Annotated in this window: 19 protein-coding genes; 3 read left to right on the forward strand and 16 right to left on the reverse strand. The window is 72.6% G+C overall.

What is annotated here, in order from left to right; translation table 11 throughout:
• Positions 1–1,074, forward strand: a 1,074-nt coding sequence (locus IEY20_RS04635) for a class I SAM-dependent methyltransferase (protein ID WP_188888937.1), incomplete at its 5' end; no start/stop codon positions are given.
• Positions 1,075–1,144: 70 nt separating this feature from the next.
• Here the strand turns inward: IEY20_RS04635 and IEY20_RS04640 are convergent.
• The 10 genes from IEY20_RS04640 to glmS all read right to left on the reverse strand — a co-directional run bounded on the left by IEY20_RS04640 (position 1,145) and on the right by glmS (position 9,703).
• Positions 1,145–1,909 (reverse strand): DUF4190 domain-containing protein, encoded by a 765-nt coding sequence (locus IEY20_RS04640; protein WP_175328262.1) that lies wholly within the window; start codon positions 1,907–1,909, stop codon positions 1,145–1,147.
• A 78-nt stretch (positions 1,910–1,987) separates the two neighbouring features.
• Complete coding sequence (tsaD, locus tag IEY20_RS04645) at positions 1,988–3,037, reverse strand: tRNA (adenosine(37)-N6)-threonylcarbamoyltransferase complex transferase subunit TsaD (protein WP_175328263.1); 1,050 nt, start codon at positions 3,035–3,037, stop codon at positions 1,988–1,990.
• Positions 3,030–3,581 carry a ribosomal protein S18-alanine N-acetyltransferase gene (rimI, locus tag IEY20_RS04650; RefSeq protein WP_229727876.1) on the reverse strand — a complete coding sequence of 184 codons (552 nt, stop codon included), beginning with the start codon at positions 3,579–3,581 and terminating at the stop codon, positions 3,030–3,032. Before rimI ends, tsaD begins: the two co-directional genes overlap by 8 nt.
• Entirely contained in the window at positions 3,578–4,204 is a 627-nt protein-coding gene (gene tsaB, locus IEY20_RS04655) for a tRNA (adenosine(37)-N6)-threonylcarbamoyltransferase complex dimerization subunit type 1 TsaB (protein ID WP_175328264.1), read from the reverse strand. Before tsaB ends, rimI begins: the two co-directional genes overlap by 4 nt.
• 86 nt (positions 4,205–4,290) lie before the next feature.
• Positions 4,291–4,449, reverse strand: a complete 159-nt coding sequence (locus IEY20_RS04660) for a hypothetical protein (protein ID WP_175328265.1) — start codon at positions 4,447–4,449, stop codon at positions 4,291–4,293.
• A gap of 182 nt (positions 4,450–4,631) precedes the next feature.
• Positions 4,632–5,093 (reverse strand): tRNA (adenosine(37)-N6)-threonylcarbamoyltransferase complex ATPase subunit type 1 TsaE, encoded by a 462-nt coding sequence (gene tsaE, locus IEY20_RS04670; protein WP_175328413.1) that lies wholly within the window; start codon positions 5,091–5,093, stop codon positions 4,632–4,634.
• Between the two features lie 47 nt (positions 5,094–5,140).
• A complete protein-coding gene (alr, locus tag IEY20_RS04675; RefSeq protein ID WP_175328266.1) occupies positions 5,141–6,301 on the reverse strand; it encodes an alanine racemase in 1,161 nt (386 codons plus the stop codon).
• Positions 6,298–7,401: an alanine racemase gene (gene alr, locus IEY20_RS04680; protein WP_175328267.1), complete on the reverse strand. Its 1,104-nt coding sequence runs from the start codon at positions 7,399–7,401 to the stop codon at positions 6,298–6,300. The genes alr (IEY20_RS04675) and alr (IEY20_RS04680) overlap by 4 nt, the downstream gene beginning before the upstream one ends.
• 73 nt (positions 7,402–7,474) lie before the next feature.
• Complete coding sequence (locus tag IEY20_RS04685) at positions 7,475–7,849, reverse strand: holo-ACP synthase (RefSeq protein WP_022904631.1); 375 nt, start codon at positions 7,847–7,849, stop codon at positions 7,475–7,477.
• Positions 7,850–7,855: 6 nt separating this feature from the next.
• Complete coding sequence (gene glmS, locus IEY20_RS04690) at positions 7,856–9,703, reverse strand: glutamine--fructose-6-phosphate transaminase (isomerizing) (protein ID WP_175328268.1); 1,848 nt, start codon at positions 9,701–9,703, stop codon at positions 7,856–7,858.
• A gap of 70 nt (positions 9,704–9,773) precedes the next feature.
• On the opposite strand from glmS, the gene IEY20_RS04695 reads away from it, so the two are divergent.
• Both IEY20_RS04695 and coaA read left to right on the forward strand, forming a co-directional pair.
• Entirely contained in the window at positions 9,774–10,259 is a 486-nt protein-coding gene (locus IEY20_RS04695; protein WP_022904633.1) for a glutathione peroxidase, read from the forward strand.
• Between the two features lie 96 nt (positions 10,260–10,355).
• Positions 10,356–11,300 (forward strand): type I pantothenate kinase, encoded by a 945-nt coding sequence (gene coaA / locus IEY20_RS04700; RefSeq protein ID WP_175328269.1) that lies wholly within the window; start codon positions 10,356–10,358, stop codon positions 11,298–11,300.
• A gap of 202 nt (positions 11,301–11,502) precedes the next feature.
• On the opposite strand, the gene glmM is transcribed toward coaA, so the two are convergent.
• The 6 genes from glmM to truA all read right to left on the reverse strand — a co-directional run bounded on the left by glmM (position 11,503) and on the right by truA (position 18,705).
• A complete protein-coding gene (gene glmM / locus IEY20_RS04705; RefSeq protein ID WP_175328270.1) occupies positions 11,503–12,879 on the reverse strand; it encodes a phosphoglucosamine mutase in 1,377 nt (458 codons plus the stop codon).
• A 22-nt stretch (positions 12,880–12,901) separates the two neighbouring features.
• Positions 12,902–13,387, reverse strand: a complete 486-nt coding sequence (rpsI, locus tag IEY20_RS04710) for a 30S ribosomal protein S9 (RefSeq protein ID WP_175328271.1) — start codon at positions 13,385–13,387, stop codon at positions 12,902–12,904.
• A 36-nt stretch (positions 13,388–13,423) separates the two neighbouring features.
• Positions 13,424–13,870 (reverse strand): 50S ribosomal protein L13, encoded by a 447-nt coding sequence (gene rplM, locus IEY20_RS04715; RefSeq protein ID WP_022904636.1) that lies wholly within the window; start codon positions 13,868–13,870, stop codon positions 13,424–13,426.
• Between the two features lie 253 nt (positions 13,871–14,123).
• Positions 14,124–16,838: an ExeM/NucH family extracellular endonuclease gene (locus IEY20_RS04720; protein WP_175328272.1), complete on the reverse strand. Its 2,715-nt coding sequence runs from the start codon at positions 16,836–16,838 to the stop codon at positions 14,124–14,126.
• Positions 16,839–17,044: 206 nt separating this feature from the next.
• Positions 17,045–17,791, reverse strand: a complete 747-nt coding sequence (locus tag IEY20_RS04725; protein WP_175328273.1) for an MBL fold metallo-hydrolase — start codon at positions 17,789–17,791, stop codon at positions 17,045–17,047.
• On the reverse strand, positions 17,788–18,705 hold the full coding sequence (gene truA / locus IEY20_RS04730) for a tRNA pseudouridine(38-40) synthase TruA (RefSeq protein ID WP_229727877.1): 918 nt from the start codon (positions 18,703–18,705) through the stop codon (positions 17,788–17,790). Before truA ends, IEY20_RS04725 begins: the two co-directional genes overlap by 4 nt.
• Positions 18,706–18,754 lie beyond the last annotated feature (49 nt).

Here is an 18,754-nt window from a genome sequence, read left to right on the forward strand (position 1 = left end):
CCGGGCCTCGTCGCGGCCGTCCTGACCCAGGCGAAGCTCCGGCAGAAGGCCGGCGCGAAGTTCGGACCGTTCGCCTCCCGCATGCTCTTCACCGAGGCCGGGCTCGCACAGGCCACCCGCCTCCAGGTCGCGGCGCAGCACGCCGGCCGGTTCGCCGCGGCCGGAATCACCCGCGTGGCCGACCTCGGCTGCGGGATCGGCGGGGACGCGATGGCGATGGCCGCGCTCGACCTCGACGTCACCGCCGTGGACCGCGACGAGGTCACCGCGGCGGTCGCGACACACAACCTCGCACCGTGGGATGCCGCGCGGGTGGAGCTCGGCGACGCCGCCGACTTCGACCTCACGCGGGTGGACGGTGTCTGGATGGACCCCGCGCGCCGGACCCCCGGCCACGGCGCCACCCGACGGCTCGCCGACCCGGACGACTGGTCGCCGTCGCTCGACACCGTGTTCGCCGCCGCCACCACGACCCCGACGGGCGTCAAGCTCGGGCCCGGCATCGACCGCGACCTCATCCCCGACACCGCCGAGGCGCAGTGGGTGTCCGTCGACCGCGAGGTCGTCGAACTCGCCCTCTGGTTCGGCCCGCTCGCCCGTCCCGGGGTGCGCCGAGCAGCGACGGTCATCGGAGCGCACGGCACGGCGGAGATGACCGGGGAAGCCGATGCGCCCGACGTCGAGGTCGGTGGACTCGGTGCGTATCTCTACGAGCCCGACGGAGCCGTCATCCGCGCCCGGCTGATCGGGGACCTCGCCCGGGCGGTCGACGGCCGCATGCTCTCCGACGGCATCGCGTACGTGACGTCGGACCGCGCGGTGACCACGCCGTTCGCGCAGGGGTTCCGGGTGGTCGACACGATGCCGCTCGACGTGAAGCAGCTCGCCGCCCGGCTGGCCGCGGACGACGTCGGCACCGTGGAGATCAAGAAGCGTGGGGTCGACGTCGACCCGGCGCAGTTCCGGAAGCGGCTGCGGCTGCGCGGACGCCGTTCCGTGACGCTCGTGCTCACCCGCCTGGAGGGACGTCACACCGCGGTCCTCTGCGAGCGGCTGGGTGCGGTGGCCGGTTAGGAACCCGCTGGACGACGACGGCCCCCGCGTGTGCGGGGGCCGTCGTCGTGGTGGTCCGGGGGTGCGGCGGTCAGAGGACGAACGCGCCGGTGCCCGAGGTGTCGTAGGAGTCGTACGAGCTTCGCGTGGCGATGGAGAAGGCGATGAGCGCGCCGACCCCGAGGATCCACAACCCGGTGAGGACCCAGCCTCCGATGATCCCGGCGAGCGCGAGACCTCGGCCGCCCTCGCCGGTCTGCTTGATCTTCCCGAGGGCGATGTGCCCCATGATCGCGCCGGCCGGGCTGGTCAGGATCACGATCGGCCAGATGAGGATGCCGGCGTAGGCGAACACGATCGACAGGATCGCGAGGGTGCTGTTCTTGGGTCGCTGCGCGTAGGGCTGGTACCCCGTGGACGCGTAGGGGCCCGAGTACGGCTGGGCGCCGTACTGCGGCGGGGCGTACTGGCCGTACTGCTGCTGGCCGCCGTAGTGCTGGCCACCGGCGGGCTGGCTACCGTCCTGCTGGCCGCCGGAGGGCGCCTGGCTGCCGAACGGCTGCTGGCTCGGCGCGGCGTACGGGTTGCCCGGCGCGGCGTACGGGTTGCCCGGCGCCGCGTACGGGTTGCCCGGCGCCGCGTAGGGGTTCTGCTGCCCGTCGGTCCCCGAGCGCTGCGCCCACGGGTTCTCGGGCGGCTGCGGCGCACTCGGTGGCTGCGGTGCGCTCGGAGCCGCCCCCGGCGCGGACGTCGGGTCGGACGCACGGGCGCCGTCGGACTGCGACGATCCCGGTCGGCCGTCGTCAGCCTGCCCGTCGGACTGTCCCGGCCGCGGCCAATGGTTCTGATCGGACACCGTGTCCACCCCTCCCGGCGCCGCTCGACGGACGCCGGACCCCATCGTTCCACACGGGAGCAGGGTCCGCCCGGGACCTCAGACCTGGACGGTCGTGACCGGCAGCGTGGAGTCGGCGGCGATCCCGAGGTCGCTCGGCGCGTGCCCCTCGGCGACGAGTCGCGCCCCGACGGCCGCGATCATGGCGCCGTTGTCCGTGCAGAGGTCGAACGGCGGGATCCGCAGCTCGACGCCGGCGGCTGCACACCGCTCCGTCGCCACCGCTCGGAGCCGGGCGTTCGCGACGACGCCCCCGCCGAGCAGGAGCCGGTCGACGCCGGTGTCCCGGCAGGCGTTCAGGGCCTTCGTCACGAGGACGTCGACCACGGCCTCGCGGAAGGACGCCGCGACGTCGGCGACCGGGACCTCCCGGCCCTCGTTGCGGCGCCGCTCCACCCAGCGGGCGACGGCGGTCTTCAGCCCGGAGAACGAGAAGTCGTAGCGGTGCGCCGCCATGTCCTTCGGCAGCGTCAGGCCGCGGGGGAACCGGATCGCCGTCGGGTCCCCGTCGGCTGCCGCCTTGTCGATCTGCGGGCCGCCCGGGTACGGCAGGCCGAGCAGCCGTGCGACCTTGTCGAACGCCTCACCCGCGGCGTCGTCGATCGTCTCGCCGAGCAGCTCGACGTCGCCGACGAGGTCGCGCACGAGCAGCAGCGACGTGTGGCCGCCGGACACCAGGAGCGCGACGGTCGGCAGCTCGATCTCGGAGCCGTCCGAGCGGAGGACGTCCGCGCCGACGTGCCCGACGAGGTGGTTGACGCCGTAGAGCGGCTTGCCGGTCGCCACCGCGAGGGCCTTCGCCGCTCCGACGCCGACCATGAGCGCGCCCGCGAGGCCGGGCCCTGCCGTCACCGCCACGGCGTCGAGCTCGTCGAGCGTGACCCCGGCCTGGTCGAGGGCCGCGGTCAGCGTCGGCGTCATCGCCTCGAGGTGCGCGCGCGCCGCGACCTCGGGCACGACGCCGCCGTAGCGCGCGTGCTCCTCCATGCTCGACGCGATGACGTTCGCGAGCAGGGTGGTCCCCCGGACGATGCCGACCCCCGTCTCGTCGCAGCTCGTCTCGATCCCGAGCACGAGTGGTTCAGCCATCGAGGGCCTCCTGTCCGATGGGTCCGACGGACCGGGTTCCGGCGGCCGGGGCGTCACTCGCTGCGGGCAGTTCCGCGCGCATGACCCAGGCGTCCACGCCGTCGGGCTGGTAGTAGCGCGGCCTCGTCGCGATGTGCTCGAAGCCGAAGCCGGTGTACATCGCCTGCGCGACCGGGTTGTCGGCGCGGACCTCGAGGAACACCTCGCGCACGCCGCGGCGACGGGCCTCGTCGAGGAGCTCGGTGAAGAGTGCCCGGCCGATGCCCTGCCCGCGGTGTCCCGCGGCGACCGCGATCGTCTGCACGTCCGCGACCGGGTTGCCGGCCAGGGACGAGAGCCCGGCGTAGCCGACGACGGTCGGCGCAGCACCCTCGTCCACGGTCTCCACCACGACGTAGTACCCGTGCGGGGAGTACAGCTCGCCGGACATCTGCGACGCCGACCACGCGTCGGTCGGGAACGACACGTGCTCGAGCCACATGATGTCGTCGAGGTCCTGCGGGTGCGCCGGTCGGAGCCGCAACCCGTCGGGCAGCGCCGTCACCGGACGACCCGCTTCGGGGCTCCCGGCATCGTCACGTCGGGGTCGCGCAGGTAGAGCGCGGTGTCGTCCGCGAAGGGCGCGCCGGACGCGAGCCGGTCCGCGGCGACCGCACCGAGCCTCCCGGCCGGGATCGCGACGGCGGTGACGCGCTCCCAGGTGGCGGCCTCCGGACTGGAGGCGCGGATCGCCTCGTCGAGGTCTGCCGGCTTGGCGAGGCCGGGACCAGCCACGCGGACGCCGTCGGCGTCGTACGCCGACCAGTAGACCTCGCGTCGGCGTGCGTCCGTCAGGACGACGACCGGGGTGGAGCCGGCCCGGTCCGCCGCGACCGCGTCGTGACTGACCACGGGCAGGACCGGGACGCCCCGCGCCGCGGCGAACGTGCGGGCCGCTGCGATGCCGACCCGGAGGCCGGTGAAGGGGCCGGGACCCGTCCCGGCGACGACACCGGTGACGTCCGCCGGGGTGACGCCGGCCTCGGCGAGGACCTCGGCGAGGAACGGTCCGATCACCTCGGCGTGCCGGCGGGAGTCCTCGGTGCTGCGCTCGGCGAGCACCTGACGGGAGTCGGGGTCGACGACGGCCACGGAGGTCCCGGCGGAGGTGTCGATCGCGAGCAGCACCAGACCATCGTAGGCGTGTCATCGCACGCGGGCGGTCCGGGCGGGAGCGCCCCCATCGGATCAGGTCTCGGGCTCAGGTACCGGGCTCACGGCTCGGGGACGACGGAACAGTCGTCGATGAGGAGCGGGCCCCCGCCGCTCGTGTCATCCGTCGTGAAGACCCGCAGCGCGACCGGGGATCCGGTGTTCTCGACAGTGGCCCACAGCCCGATCTTCGTCCAGACACCCGCGGTCAGGTGGTGCACGTCCCAGCTGGTCGGGAGTGGCGGATCATTGCAGCGCCTGTACGCCGCACGCGCCACCCGGTCGGTCGACGTCCCGACCGGACACCACCCGTTCGTCGCCCGCCCCGACCTCGTGGCCGAGCAGGTGCTCGCCCTGCGCTGACCTGCGTCAGACCGGTGGGCCACCGGTCGAGGGCGGTCGGTCAGAGGACGATGTCGGCCCAGCGCGGTCCGGCGCCGGTCACGACCACCCGCCGCGGCTCGTCCGGGACGTCGTCGGGGTCGCCCTCGTCGACCGAGCCGTCCGTCGCGTCCACCCCGGTCGCCCGGACGATCTCGACGTCGAGCACGTCCTCGGAGATGCCGTCGACGAACCCGCGGCCCCACTCGACCACGACGATCGAGCCGTCCCAGTCGAGGTCGAGGTCGTCGAGCTCCACGGGGTCGCTCAGCCGGTAGGCGTCGACGTGCACCAGGTCCGGGCCACTCGTGGTCGGGTGCGTCCGGGCGAGCACGAACGTCGGGCTCGACACCTGACCGCGTGCGCCGAGCGCCGCCCCGAGGCCCCGCGTCAGCGTGGTCTTGCCGGCACCGAGCGGCCCCGTCAGCACGACGAGGTCCCCCGCGCGCAGGACACCGGCGAGCCGGGCCCCGAGCTCGCCCATGGCGGCGGTCGAGTCGACCTCGATGTCGAGCAGGACGCGCGGCTCGGTCACCGCTCCCCCCGGAGGTACTCGGCGACGTGGCCCTCGGCGTCGTGCCCCTCGTACACGCGGGGCACGCGCGCGCCGATGCGGCAGACGATCTCCTCGCCGATGGTGTCGAGCGCCGCACCCCACTCGAGGACGGTCATCTCGGCGTGCTCGCCCGTACCGAACAGCGTGACGGTGTCACCGACCCGGACGTCGTCGTCGCCGACGTCGACGAGGAACTGGTCCATCGCGACCCGACCGGCGATCGGGTACCGCTTCCCGTTGATCGCGACCTCGAGCCGGCCCTGCGCGAGCCGGGGCACCCCGTCCGCGTAGCCCACGGGGACGAGCACGAGCGTGGTCTCCGTCGCCGTCCGGTACGTGTAGTCGTAGGAGACCCCTGTGCCGACGGGGACGCGCTTCGTCTTCGCGACGGCGGCACGGAGCGTCATCACGGCCTCGAGGCCGAGGTCGGCCGCGGAGACCCCGTCGGCGCCGGGGATGCCGAACAGGTTCGCGCCCATCCGGACCATGTCCTTCCGGAACTCCTTGCGCTCCAGTCCGGCGAGCGAGGCCGCCACGTGCTGCAGCGGGATGTCGAGCCCGGCGTCCTCGGCCTGCTCGACCGCGGCGTCGAAGGCCGCTACGGAGGCGCTGTCCTCGTCGTCGGAGGACTCCGCGAGGTGCGTGTACGCGGCGACGACCTCGATCCGGCCCGCGCGCTGCGCCTCGAGCGCGGCCGCCACGAGGTCCGGCCAGTGCTCCGGCGTCGCGCCGTCGCGGTGGAGTCCGGAGTCGAAGCCGAGGTGCACGCGCGCCGGACGGTGGTCGACGGCGTCGACGACCCGCTCCAGCTCGGGCACGTTCGAGACGCCGAGGTCGACGGCGGAGTCGATCGCGTCACGGAAGTCGAGGTCCGGGGCGTGCTGCCACGTGAACACCCGGACGGCCTCGTCGACCCCGATCGCCCGGAGCCGGAGCGCTGCCAGGACCGTGAGGACGCCGATCCACCGCACCCCGGCGTCGACCGCGGCGAGCGCGATGGGCTCGAGCCCGTGCCCGTAGGCGTCCGCCTTCATGATCGCCATGAGCTCGACGGGGTCCATCCACTCGCGCACGAGGTCGAGGTTCGCCCGGTAGGCGTCGAGGTCCACCGCCGCCTGGCGCAGTGACGCGGTCACGTGGTCCTCCGTTCGACGCTGCGGCCGACGCGGGCCACGACCTCGTAGTTGATGGTGCCGATCGCCGCCGCCCACTCCTCGACCGCGGGGTCGCCGTTCGCCGGGTCGCCCCAGAGCACGACCTCGTCGCCGACCTGCACGTCGGCGTCGCCGATGTCGATGTGCATCGCGTTCATCGCGACCCGACCGACCACCGGGAACCGTCGGTCGCCGATGCGCACCGCGACGTGGTTGCCGAGCGCTCGGTCGAAGCCGTCCGCGTAGCCGAGCCCGACGACCGCGAGGCGGGTGTCCTGCTCGGCCCGCCAGGTGAAGCCGTAGCTCGCACCCTCACCCGCGCGCACCGGGACGGTCCGGAGCACCGCGGCCGTGACGCGCATCGCCGGGCGGAGTCCGAGGTCTGCCGAGGTGCGGTCCGCGAACGGGCTCAAGCCGTACAGCGCGACGCCGACCCGGGTGATGTCGCGCCGGGTCTCCGGCACGGCGATGCTCGCCGCACTCGCCGCGAGGTGGACCATGTCGGGCACGATGCCGTTCGCCGCGAGGCCGTCGAGCGCGCGCTGCAGTGCGGCGTCCTGGTCGAGGTCGTCCGCGCGCGAGGCGTTCGACAGGTGGGACATGAGCCCCTCGACACGGGTGCGGGAACCGCTGCGGGCGAGGCGCCCGGCGGTCTCGAAGAGCTCCGGCCACTCGGACTCGACCGCACCGTTGCGGCTCAGCCCGGTGTCGACGCAGACGTGCACGGCCCCCACCTCGGAGTCGGCCGCGGCGGAGAGCTGCGAGACGCTGGAGACCGCGGGCGTGATGTCGTACTGCGCCGCGCGGCGGAAGTCCTCGTCAGGGGCGTGCAGCCACGCGAGGATCCGGGTGCCCTCGTCGATGCCGGACTCGCGCAGGGCGATGCCCTCGTCGATGTCGGCCACCCCGAGCCACTCAGCACCGGCGTCCACGAACGCCCGTGCGGCGTCGGTGGCGCCGTGGCCGTAGGCGTTCGCCTTGACGACCGCGATGACGCCGGAGGGGGCCACCTGTTCGGCGACCGTCGCGTAGTTGGCGATCAGGGCCTCCCGGTCGACCGTGATCCCGGTGAACGCGCTCACCGCGCGTCACCCACGACGGCCTGGAGGCACAGGTGCAGCCGCGCCGACCGGCGCGGCTCGAGCAAGTGGCTGGTCAATCCGGCTTCCCTTCGATGATCACGAACGCCGTCGCGATCCCTCCATCGTGCGACAGCGACAGGTGCACGTTCGTCACGCCACGCTGCTCCGCCACCCGCCGTGCGCCCTCGTGGAGGGTCAGGGACGGGTTCCGCTGGTCGTCCGCGACGACCTCGAGCTCCTGCCAGCTCAGTCCGGCGCTCGTGCCGAAGGCCTTGATGAGGGCCTCCTTCGCGGCGAAGCGCGCAGCCAACGAGGCGGGCGGGCGGGGCTCGCCGTCCCGCACGAGCTCCGCCGGGGTGAACAGGCGCGTCCGGAGCGCCGGGGTGCGCTCGAGCACACCCCGGAACCGCTCCAGGTCGACGACGTCCACCCCGATGCCGATGATCACGGTCGACTACTCGACGGTGACCGACTTCGCGAGGTTGCGCGGCTGGTCGACGTCGAGGCCCTTGGCCGCGGCGAGCTCCATGCCGAACATGTGCAGCGGCGCGACCGCGAGCAGCGGCTCGAACAGCGGCGTCGCGAGCGGGATGCGCAGGACCTCGTCCGCGAAGGGCAGCACGGCGGCGTCCCCTTCCTCGGCGACGGCGATCACCCGGGCCCCGCGTGCGCGGATCTCCTGGATGTTCGACACGACCTTCGGGTGCAGCGAGCGGCTGTCACGCGGCGAGGGCACGATCACGAAGACGATCTGGCCCGGCTCGATGAGGGCGATCGGCCCGTGCTTGAGCTCACCCGCGGCGAAGCCCTCGGCGTGGATGTAGGCGAGTTCCTTGAGCTTGAGCGCACCCTCGAGTGCGATCGGGTACCCGACGTGGCGGCCGAGGAAGAGCACGCTGCGGGTGTCCGCCATCCAGCGGGCGAGGTCCTTGATGCCGGACGCGTCGTCGATGGTCTGCTGCAGCTTCGGGGCGAGGCCCTCGAGCTCGGCGACCTGCTCGGCGATCTGTTCGGCCGTCAGGGTCCCGCGCAGCGTCGCGAGGTGGAGCCCGAGCAGGTACAGCGCGACGCCCTGGGCGATGAAGGCCTTCGTCGAGGCCACGGCGACCTCGGGCCCGGCGTGCGTGTAGATCACCGCGTCGGACTCGCGCGGGATCGTCGCACCCTGGGTGTTGCAGATCGAGAGGACCTGCGCACCCTGCTCGCGGGCGTACTTCACGGCCATGAGCGTGTCCATGGTCTCGCCCGACTGGCTGATCGAGACCACGAGCGTGCGGTCGTCGAGCACCGGGTCGCGGTACCGGAACTCGTGGGCGAGCTCGACCTCGACCGGGACGCGCGCCCACTGCTCGATGGCGTACTTGCCGAGGATGCCGGCGTACGCCGCGGTACCGCAGGCGATGACGATGACGCGGTCGACCTGGGCGAGCCGGTCGGCGATCGGGTCGAGGTCCGTCAGGGTCACCGCGCCGTCGTGCACGCGGCCGAGGATCGTCTTCGCGACGGCCTCGGGCTCCTCGCTGATCTCCTTCGCCATGAACGACGTCCAGCCGCCCTTGTCGGCCGCGGACGCGTCCCAGTTCACCTCGAACTCGCTCGGCGTCGCCGGGGTGCCGTCGAAGTGGATGACGTCGACGCCGTCGGGACGGATCGTGGCGATCTCGTCCTGCCCGATCGCGAGGGCGCGCTGCGTGTGCGCGACGAACGCCGCCACGTCCGAGCCCATGAAGTTCTCGCCGTCGCCGAGCCCCACCACCAGCGGCGAGTTGCGGCGGGCGCCGACGACGACGCCCGGCTGGTCGGCGTGCACGACGAGGAGCGTGAACGCGCCCTCGAGCCGCTGGACCGCCTGCTGCATGGCCGCCGTCAGGTCGCCGGTGTCGCGGAAGGACTTCGCGACCAGGTGGGCCGCGACCTCGGAGTCGGTCTCGCTGGTGAACGCGACGCCGTCGGACTCCAGCTCGGCGCGGAGCTCCGCGAAGTTCTCGATGATGCCGTTGTGGATGAGCGCGAGCTTGCCGCCGTCGGCCAGGTGCGGGTGCGCGTTGCCGTCGGTCGGGCCACCGTGCGTCGCCCACCGGGTGTGCCCGATGCCGGTGCCGCCGTCCGCGATCGGGTGCGCCTCGAGCTCGTCGACGAGGGCCTGGAGCTTGCCGGCCTTCTTCGCCGAGGCGAGGTCCGACGCGCCGTCCACGACGGCGATGCCCGCCGAGTCGTAGCCACGGTACTCGAGCCGACGGAGACCACCGAGGAGGACGTCCTGGCTGCTGTTGGTGCCGACGTAGCCCACGATTCCACACATGCGCTCGATCCTACGGTCTGGCTGGATGCCCACCCTGCATGCCCGCCACGAGAGGGATACCGTTTCGGCCATGGGACGCTTCGACGACATCGAGATCACGACGCTGCACGGTGAGCAGACCACGTTCGGGGAGTTCGCGGACAAGGCCGTCCTCGTCGTGAACGTCGCCTCCCGCTGCGGGCTGGCGCCGCAGTACGAGCAGCTCGAGGCGCTCCAGAAGGAGTACGGCCCGCGTGGGTTCACCGTCCTCGGCTTCCCGAGCAACCAGTTCCTGCAGGAGCTCGGCTCGTCCGAGGCCATCGAGGAGTACTGCTCCACCACCTGGGGTGTCACCTTCCCGATGTCCGAGAAGGTCAAGGTCAACGGCAAGGGCGCCCACCCGCTCTACCAGGCCCTCAAGGAGACCCCGGACGCCTCCGGCAAGGCCGGCCGTGTCTCGTGGAACTTCGAGAAGTTCCTCGTCGCGCCCGACGGCACCGTCACGCGCTTCCGTCCGACCACCAAGCCGGACGCCCCCGAGGTCGTCGCCGCCATCGAGGCGGCCCTGCCCGCCTGACGGTGCTGACGGTCCTGACGGTGCTGACGGGAGGCGCGGTGCACGTGAGCCGGTCGGCTCACGTGATCAGGGCCTCCCGTCGGTACGCTCGTCCCCATGCCGATCACGGACACCGCCGTCGCGCACCCGACCCCCTTCGTGGAGATCCCCCGCGACGAGTGGGCGCAGCTCGCCCCGAAGGAGCACCTGTCGCTCACCGAGACCGAGATCGTGCAGCTGCGCGGGCTCGGCGACCGGTTGGACATGCAGGAGGTGCAGGAGGTCTACCTGCCGTTGTCGCGCCTCCTGACGCTGTACGCCGCCGGCGCCCGCAACCTGCACGCGTCGACCTCCGCCTTCCTCGGGGAACGCGCGAGCCGGACGCCGTTCGTCATCGGCGTCGCGGGCTCGGTCGCCGTCGGCAAGTCGACCGTCGCGCGCCTGCTCCGTGAGCTGACGAAGCGCTGGCCGGACACGCCACGGGTCGAGCTCGTGACCACCGACGGGTTCCTCTACCCGAACGCCGAACTCGAACGCCGCGGGATCATGGACCGCAAGGGCTTCCCGGAGTCGTACGACCGCCGATCGCTGCTCCGCTTCGTCAGCCAGGTCAAGAGCGGGGCCGCCGAGGTCCGGGCGCCGTTCTACTCGCACCTCGTGTACGACATCGTGCCCGACGCCGAGGTCGTCGTCCGACAGCCGGACGTCCTCATCGTCGAGGGACTGAACGTGCTCGCGGCGCCGACGAACGGGCGGCTCGCGCTGTCCGACCTGTTCGACTTCACCATCTACGTCGACGCGAAGACCAAGGACATCGAGTCCTGGTACGTCGACCGGTTCCTCGCTCTGCAGGAGGAAGCGTTCTCCAGTCCGGACTCGTTCTTCCACCGCTTCGCCTCGCTCTCCCGCGAGGACGCGGTGCGCACGGCGACCGAGGTGTGGCGGGCGATCAACGAGCCGAACCTCGTCGAGAACGTGCTGCCGACGCGCTCCCGGGCCACGCTCGTGCTCAAGAAGGGCGCGAACCACAAGGTCAACTCGGTGCTGCTCCGGAAGATCTGAGCGAGCGCCGCACACGCGGCTGCGCCGCACCCGCGGCCCCGCCGCACGTGCGGCCCCGCCGCACGTGCGGTGCCGCCGCACGTGCGGTGCCGACGGCCTGCGCACAACCAAAGACCCCCGGAACCACTGCATCGCGCGGTTCCGGGGGTCTTTGGTTGTGCGGCGGAGATTCGCGCCGGGCACCGCTCCAGCAGGGCGGACCCTACGCGGCGTCCTCGATCGCGAGCCGCGCGCGTACGACGTCGGCGAGGTCCTCGGCGATGCGCTCGGCATCGGCCTGGGACGCCGCCTCGACCATGACCCGCACGACGGGCTCGGTGCCGGACGGCCGCAGGAGCACCCGTCCGGAGTCGCCGAGCGCGGCGGTGTGCGCCGCGACCGCGTCCTGCACGCCCTGGTCGTCGAGCCCCGTCCGGTCGACACCGCGCACGCTGAGGAGCACCTGCGGGAACACCGTCATGCACGCGGCGAGCTCGGCCAGCGACTTGCCGGTCCGTGCCATCTCGGCGACGAGGTGCAGTCCGGTGAGGATGCCGTCGCCGGTGGTGGCGAACTCGTTGAGGATGACGTGGCCGGACTGCTCGCCGCCGATCGAGAAGCCGCCCTCGTTCATGCGCTCGAGCACGTACCGGTCACCCACGGCGGTCTGCTCGACCGCGATGCCGTTGTCCGACATGGCCCGGATGAGCCCGAGGTTCGACATGACGGTCGCGACGAGCGTGTCGTCGTGGAGCTGCCCGCGCTCCTTGAGCGACAGCGCGAGGATCGCCATGATCTGGTCGCCGTCGATCTGGTTGCCGGCGGCATCCACCGCGAGGCAGCGGTCGGCGTCGCCGTCGTGCGCGATGCCGACGTCGGCGCCGGCCTCGAGCACCGCGCGGGCGAGGTTGTCGAGGTGCGTCGAGCCCACACCGTCGTTGATGTTCACGCCGTTCGGGTCGGCACCGATCACGGTGATCTTGGCCCCGGCGTTGTGGAACACCTCGGGCGAGACCGCCGACGCGGCCCCGTTGGCGCAGTCGAGCACGACGTGGATCCCGTCGAGCCGGGCCGGGAGCGTGCCGAGCAGGTGCACGACGTAGCGGTCCTCGGCGTCCGCGAAGCGGGTGATCCGGCCGACGTCGCCGCCGGTCGGGGTCGGCGCCGAGTGGTCGTGCATGGCCGCCTCGATGCGGTCCTCGACCTCGTCGGGCAGCTTGCGGCCACCGGCGGCGAAGAACTTGATCCCGTTGTCGGGCGCCGGGTTGTGCGACGCGGAGATCATCACGCCGAAGTCGGCGTCGATGTCCGCGACGAGGAACGCGGCAGCGGGGGTGGGGATGACCCCGGCGTCGAGCACGTCGACGCCGGCGGAGGCGAGCCCGGCTGCGACGGCAGCACCGAGGAACTCGCCGGAGACGCGCGGGTCGCGCGCCAGGACCGCGCGGGGACGCGGTCGACCGGACGCACGGCGGGCGTCCGCATGGTGTCCGTGTGTGAGCACGGCCGCGCTGGCCTGGGCGAGACCCAGAGCCAGCGCGGCCGTCAGCTCGCCGTTGGAGAGACCACGAACACCGTCGGTACCGAACAGACGCGGCATTGCGATCGGGTTCGGTGAGCGACTAGCGCTTCGAGAACTGCGACGCCTTGCGGGCCTTCTTGAGACCGGCCTTCTTGCGCTCGATGACGCGGGCGTCACGGGTGAGGAAGCCGGCCTTCTTGAGCGCCGGGCGGTTGTTCTCGCGGTCGATCTCGTTCAGCGCACGCGCGATCGCGAGGCGGAGCGCACCGGCCTGACCCGAGGGGCCACCACCGGTGATGCGGGCGGTGACGTCGTAGGCGCCGAGGAGCTCGAGCACCTTGAACGGATCGTTGATCAGCTGCTGGTGCAGCTTGTTCGGGAAGTAGTCCTCGAGCGTGCGGCCGTTGACCGTGAACGCGCCGCCACCGGGGACGAGGCGCACGCGGGCGATGGCCTCCTTGCGGCGCCCGACGGCACCGCCCGAGACGTTGAGGATCTGGCGGGGAGCGGCCTCGGCAGCGGCGGGTGCGCTCTCCGTGGTGAAGCTCTCCGGGGTCTGGTCGAGGGAGTCAGCGATCTGTGCCATGAGTTGTATCAGTCCTTGAAGTCGTCGTGGCCGTCGTTACTGCGCGACCTGGTCGAAGGTGTACGCCTTGGGCTGCTGCGCGGCGTGCGGGTGCTCCGCGCCGGCGTAGACCTTCAGCTTCTTGAGCTGCTCACGGCCGAGGGTGTTCTTCGGCAGCATGCCGCGGATCGCCTTCTCGACGGCGCGGGTCGGGTGCTTCTCGAGCATCTCCGGGTAGGAGGTCGCCGTGAGGCCGCCCGGGTAGCCCGAGTGACGGTAGTAGACCTTCTTGGCGAGCTTGGAGCCGGTGAGGGCGACCTTGTCCGCGTTGATGATGATGACGTAGTCACCCATGTCCATGTGCTGGGCGAAGGTGGCCTTGTGCTTGCCGCGCAGGAGCGCAGCCGCGTGGGTGGCGAGGCGGCCGAGGACGACGTCGGTCGCGTCGATGACGATCCAGTCGTGCTGGACGTCTGCCGGCTTCGGGGAGAACGTACGAGTCACAGGAGTGCTGCTTTCGTGTCGAGGTGAGGAGTCCGTGAATCCCGCTCCGGTGGGTGTTCCCCGCGCGATGCACGTGGAACTGCCCGGTGGAGGGCTCATCTGACTGTCCGGCGCACGGGGCGCGCAGACCAAGGTGAGAGCATACCCGACGCGGCTCGCGTTGTCGAACGCGCGCCGAGACGGACGGGAGGCACGGTGCCCGCTGGCACCGCGCCTCCAGTCCGTCAGGTGGTTCCGTCCGTCAGGACGGCCGTCAGCCGAAGAGGCCGCGCAACCAGGCGATCAGGGCCGCGATGGCGGCCGCGACCGGTCCGGCGCCGTGGCCGGGCTTCCCGGGTCCGTCACCGGGCTTCCCCGGTCCGTCGCCGGGCTTCCCGGGCTGCCCGACGCCCGGCAGGTCGATGCCCACCAGGATCGGGTCGTGGTCGCTCGCGCGGTACACGTCGTCGCGGTACAGGTCCGTGACGTTGTAGTCGTAGCGCGAGTACTCGAGCCCCACCGACTCGACCGAGTTGATGTTCCAGATGTCCACGCCCGTCACGGTCTTCAGGGCCGCCTTGGACGCGAACACGTGGTCGAGCGAACCGCTCAGGCCACCGAACACGTACGACCACTCGGTCGGGTCCTCGGCCGGGCCGAGGTCCGTGTACCCGGCGTCGTCGAGGACCCGCACCGGGTCCTCCTGGCTGTAGGCGTTGAAGTCGCCGAGCATGAACACCTTGTCGGTGCCCGCCGTCTTCTGCATCGCGGTCGAGAACGCCACGAGCGCCTTCGACTGCGCGACGCGCGAGGCGTTCGACGCGCCCTGGCCGTCGCCCTGGTCCGCGTCGGCTCCCGTGCCGGACCCCTTCGACTTGAAGTGGTTCGCGATGACGAGGAACGTGTCCGCCTTCTTCGGCTTCTCGACGCCCTTGCCCTTGCCGGGCTTCGCCACGACGGGGGCGAAGGCCTGGGCGAGCGGCTGACGGGCGTTCGCGAACGCGTCGGAGTCGGTCAGGATCGTCGACCCACCGACCGGCTGCACGCGGTCCTGCTTGTAGATGAGCGCGAGACGGATGACGTCCTCGCTGGCCGGGAGCTTCGCCGGCGACTTCGCGTACGCCCAGGTGTCCTTGCCGGTCGCCGCGTTCAGGGCGGACACGAGGGTCGCCACGGCGGCGTCACGGTCCTGGCCGAAGCGGGCCGAGTTCTCGATCTCCTCGAGCGAGACGACGTCGGCGCCGAGCCCGTTGATCGCCTTGACGATCTTCACCTGCTGGCGGCCGAGGTCGTCGGCGTTCGCGGCACCGCGGGCGTCGCACCCACCGCGCACCGTCACGGGGTCGCCGTCGCGGTCGGTGTAGTACGTGCAGCCGGCGAGCTGGTCGCCGGTGGTCGGGAAGTAGTTCAGGACGTTGAAGCCGGCGAGACGGATGTCGCCGCCGACGTTCTCCGGCGCGCTCGTGCGGACGTTCGAGAACGACGCCGGCAGGTCGGCCGCCGGGGTGGCACCGGTGATCGGCGAGGTCGGCTGGAACTTCCACGCGTCGTTGCGGTAGTCGAGGACGACCGGCTCGCGGAAGGTCGCGGCGGCGCCGACGGTGACCGGGCCCTGGGTCAGCCAGGAGGCCGGGACCGACTGGTTCGCGGCGCTGAGGAAGTTCGTGCTGGCACCGTCGTCGAGGACGACCGTGCGCGCCGCGTTGTCCGCGGTCACGGCAGCGGCCTCGGCGCTGCCCGGACGCGCGACCTCGGTCGGCTGGAGCAGGCGCTGCTTCCCGGCCGCCAGGACGACCTCGCCGTACTGGTTGGTCGTGTAGTTGTCCGCGACCGTGTAGTCGCCCTGCGGAGCGATGAGCATGCTCTCGAGCGACTCACGCTGGGCGTCCGTGCGCGGGAAGGTGAGCGTGGCGGGGACGGGCGCCGCGACGCCCGCCTTCGGGAGCTGCTCGAGTCCGGCTGCGGTCGGCACCGTGAGCTCGGTCAGACCGTTGAACTCGGAGACCGTCCCGGTCAGCCGGACCGCGTCGCCGACCGCGACCTTCGCTGCGGTCGCGGCGGAGTACACGAAGACCGCGTCGGACGCGGTGTGCGTCGACAGGTCGAGTGCGCCGCCGGTGCCCGCGGTCTGGATCGTGTAGCCGGCGAACCCACCGGTCGCGTAGACCGCGGTGACGACCCCGTCGGTGCGGACGGTCCCGCCGACGTACGGCGAGGTGTCGCTCGTCCCCTGCAACTGCGCGATGGTGACCTGCTCGGCCGGTGTCGTCGGCGTGCCAGGGTCGGTCGGGTCGGTCGGGTCGGTCGGGTCCGTCGGCTGCGTCGTCTCGCCGGCGGCGTTCTCCGGTGTGATCGTGCCGGTCACCGTGAAGTCGGCCGCGTTCGAGTCGGTGTCGGCCGTGCCCGTGCGGGTCAGGGCGTCGGGGACGGAGTTGGCGGTGCCGGTCGTCCTGACCGCGGTCTCGAAGGTGTTCGACGTCCCGTAGCCGAGCAGGTCGACGACACCGGGCGTGCCGGTGGTCACCGCGCCGGCGGGCAGGGTCAGCGCGGTCGCCTGGTCGGCCAGCAGGAGCGTGCCCGTCGACCCGGACGGGTTGAGCCCGGTGACGGCGTCCGGCTCCGGGAGTGCCTCACCGTTCGTGCCGTTCGAGCCCATCTGCACGAGGTAGGTGCCGTGCGCAGGCACCGACCCGGCGAGCTTGCCGACCGACGGGGCACCCGTGCTCGTCGCGGCACGGTACTGGACCGACCACCCGTCGACGCTGATCGGGGCGTCGGTGGGGTTGCCGAGCTCGACGAACTTGTCGGTGAACGGCTGGTTCGCGCTGCCGCCCTTGAGGTAGGCCTCCTGGATGACGAGGCCGGTGCCGTCGGGGTTCGCGGACGCCGGGGCGGTCGCGACGAGCGGTGCGGCGAGGAGGGCTGCGGCGGTGACGGTGCACACCAGTGTGCGACGCGCCACCCCCGCGGAGCGTTCGGTTCGGAGCATGGTGACCTTCGCGTTCGTGGGTTGGCTCCCCCCGGTCGGGGGGCAACGACCCTCGGAACCTACCTGCCTGACCGGTCCCTCAGGTTGCGGTCAGGTAAATGATTGCGTCCCGGAACGATCTACGCCGCGCTCCGCCCGTGGTCCGCGCGGTCCGCGCGGTCCGGGGTCCGCGCGGCCAGTGGTCTGTGCGGCCCGCGCGGGTGCGGTCAGGACGCGACGGGCACCCACGACCGTCCGACACGGTGCACGGCGGGCCCGTGTCCCGGGAGCAGGATCCCGGGGATCGGCAGCGCCCGCGCCGACTCGAGCGCCCGGTCCTGGTCGGCCGTGAAGAACGGCGTGATCATCCGCGGCCGCGGGACCCAGGACGCTGGCTGCGTGTCGTGCCGCGAGACGACGGCGTCGCCGGTCACGACGGCGTCGGCGGCGGGCAGGAGGTACGCGGTCGACCCGGCCGTGTGGCCGTCCGCGGGCAGCGGGGTGATCGCCCGTCCCGCGAAGTCCGCCGCGGTGAAGGCCCGTACCGTGGGCACCTCGGTCGGACGGAGGGCGTCGGAGCCGAGCGCCCGCACGAGCCACCGCAGCACCCGCGGCGCCGCCAGCCGGCCGCCGATCTCGGCCGGGGTCACCTGCTGCCGGCCGGGTCCGCGGACGTTGTCGACCTCGTCCGCGTGGGCCAGGACCTCGACGTGCGGGAACCGCTCGAGGATCCCGGGGATGCCGCCGACGTGGTCGACGTGCCCGTGCGTGACGTAGACCCGGCGCAGGTCGTCCAGGTCGTGCCCCGCCCACCGCACGGTGTCGAGGACGAGGTCGGTGTCCGCGGGGTAGCCCGCGTCGATCAGGGAGACGCCGTCCTCCTCGGCGAGCACCACCCAGTTCGACACCGGCCCCTCGACGAAGACCACGCCGGGGGCGACGGACACGACGGAGCGGGCGGTGCGGGAGCTCATCCCCCGACCGTACCGGCGTCGGGGGCGTCAGCGGGTCCGTCGTCGGTCCGGCGGGCGCGGGTCTGCTCGGCCCGTGCCGCGAGCTCGTCGTCGGCGGGGTAGCCGACCTCGGTGAGGGTGAGTCCGCGGGCGGGCGCGACCGTGAACTCGCTCGTGCGCTGCTGCGCCGTCCGCAGTTCCTCGAGGCGCTCCGCGCCGAAGCGGCCCTCGCCGACCGCGATGGTCGCCCCGACCATCGCGCGCACCATGGAGTGGCAGAAGGCATCGGCCTGGAGGCTCGCCACCAGTGTGCCGTCCGGCTCGCGGTCCCAGCGGAACTCCTGGAGCGTCCGGATCGTCGTCGCGCCCTCACGCGGCTTGCAGAAGGTCGCGAAGTCGTGCAACCCGAGCAGCGTCAGCGCACCGCGCTCCATCGCCGCGGGGTCGAGACGCGTCGGGTGCCACGTCGTGTGCCCCCGTCGTCGTGGGTCGCGGGGGCTGTCGGCGTCCGCGACCCGGTACTGGTAGCGGCGCCAGAGCGGCGAGAACCGGGCGTCGAACCCCTCGGGCGCGACCGATGCCCGCGTGACCACGACGTCCCCGCCCGGGGCCGCGATGCCGTTGACGCGCTTCACGAGCCCGTCCAGCGGCGAGCGCCCGGTGCTGCCGCGCTTGGCACGGAGGGCATCCCACTGCTCCGGGGCGAGGTCGAGGTGCGCGACCTGGCCGGTGGCGTGGACGCCGGCGTCGGTGCGACCGGCGACGGTGAGGAGCGGCGGTTCGCCCCAGCGGGTGAAGACCGTGGCGAGCGCGGTCTCGAGCGCCCCCTGGACGGTCCGGAGCCCCGGCTGTCGCGCCCACCCCGAGAACGCCGCGCCGTCGTAGGCGATGTCGAGCCGCAGCCGCACGCCGTCGGGGTTCTCGGTGTCGCTCACGCCCCCACGGTAGCGGTGTCAGCGGCGCGTCAGTGGCGTGTGAGCGGTC

Origin of the sequence: Curtobacterium luteum (assembly GCF_014646995.1) — a bacterium.
Lineage (GTDB): Bacteria > Actinomycetota > Actinomycetes > Actinomycetales > Microbacteriaceae > Curtobacterium > Curtobacterium luteum.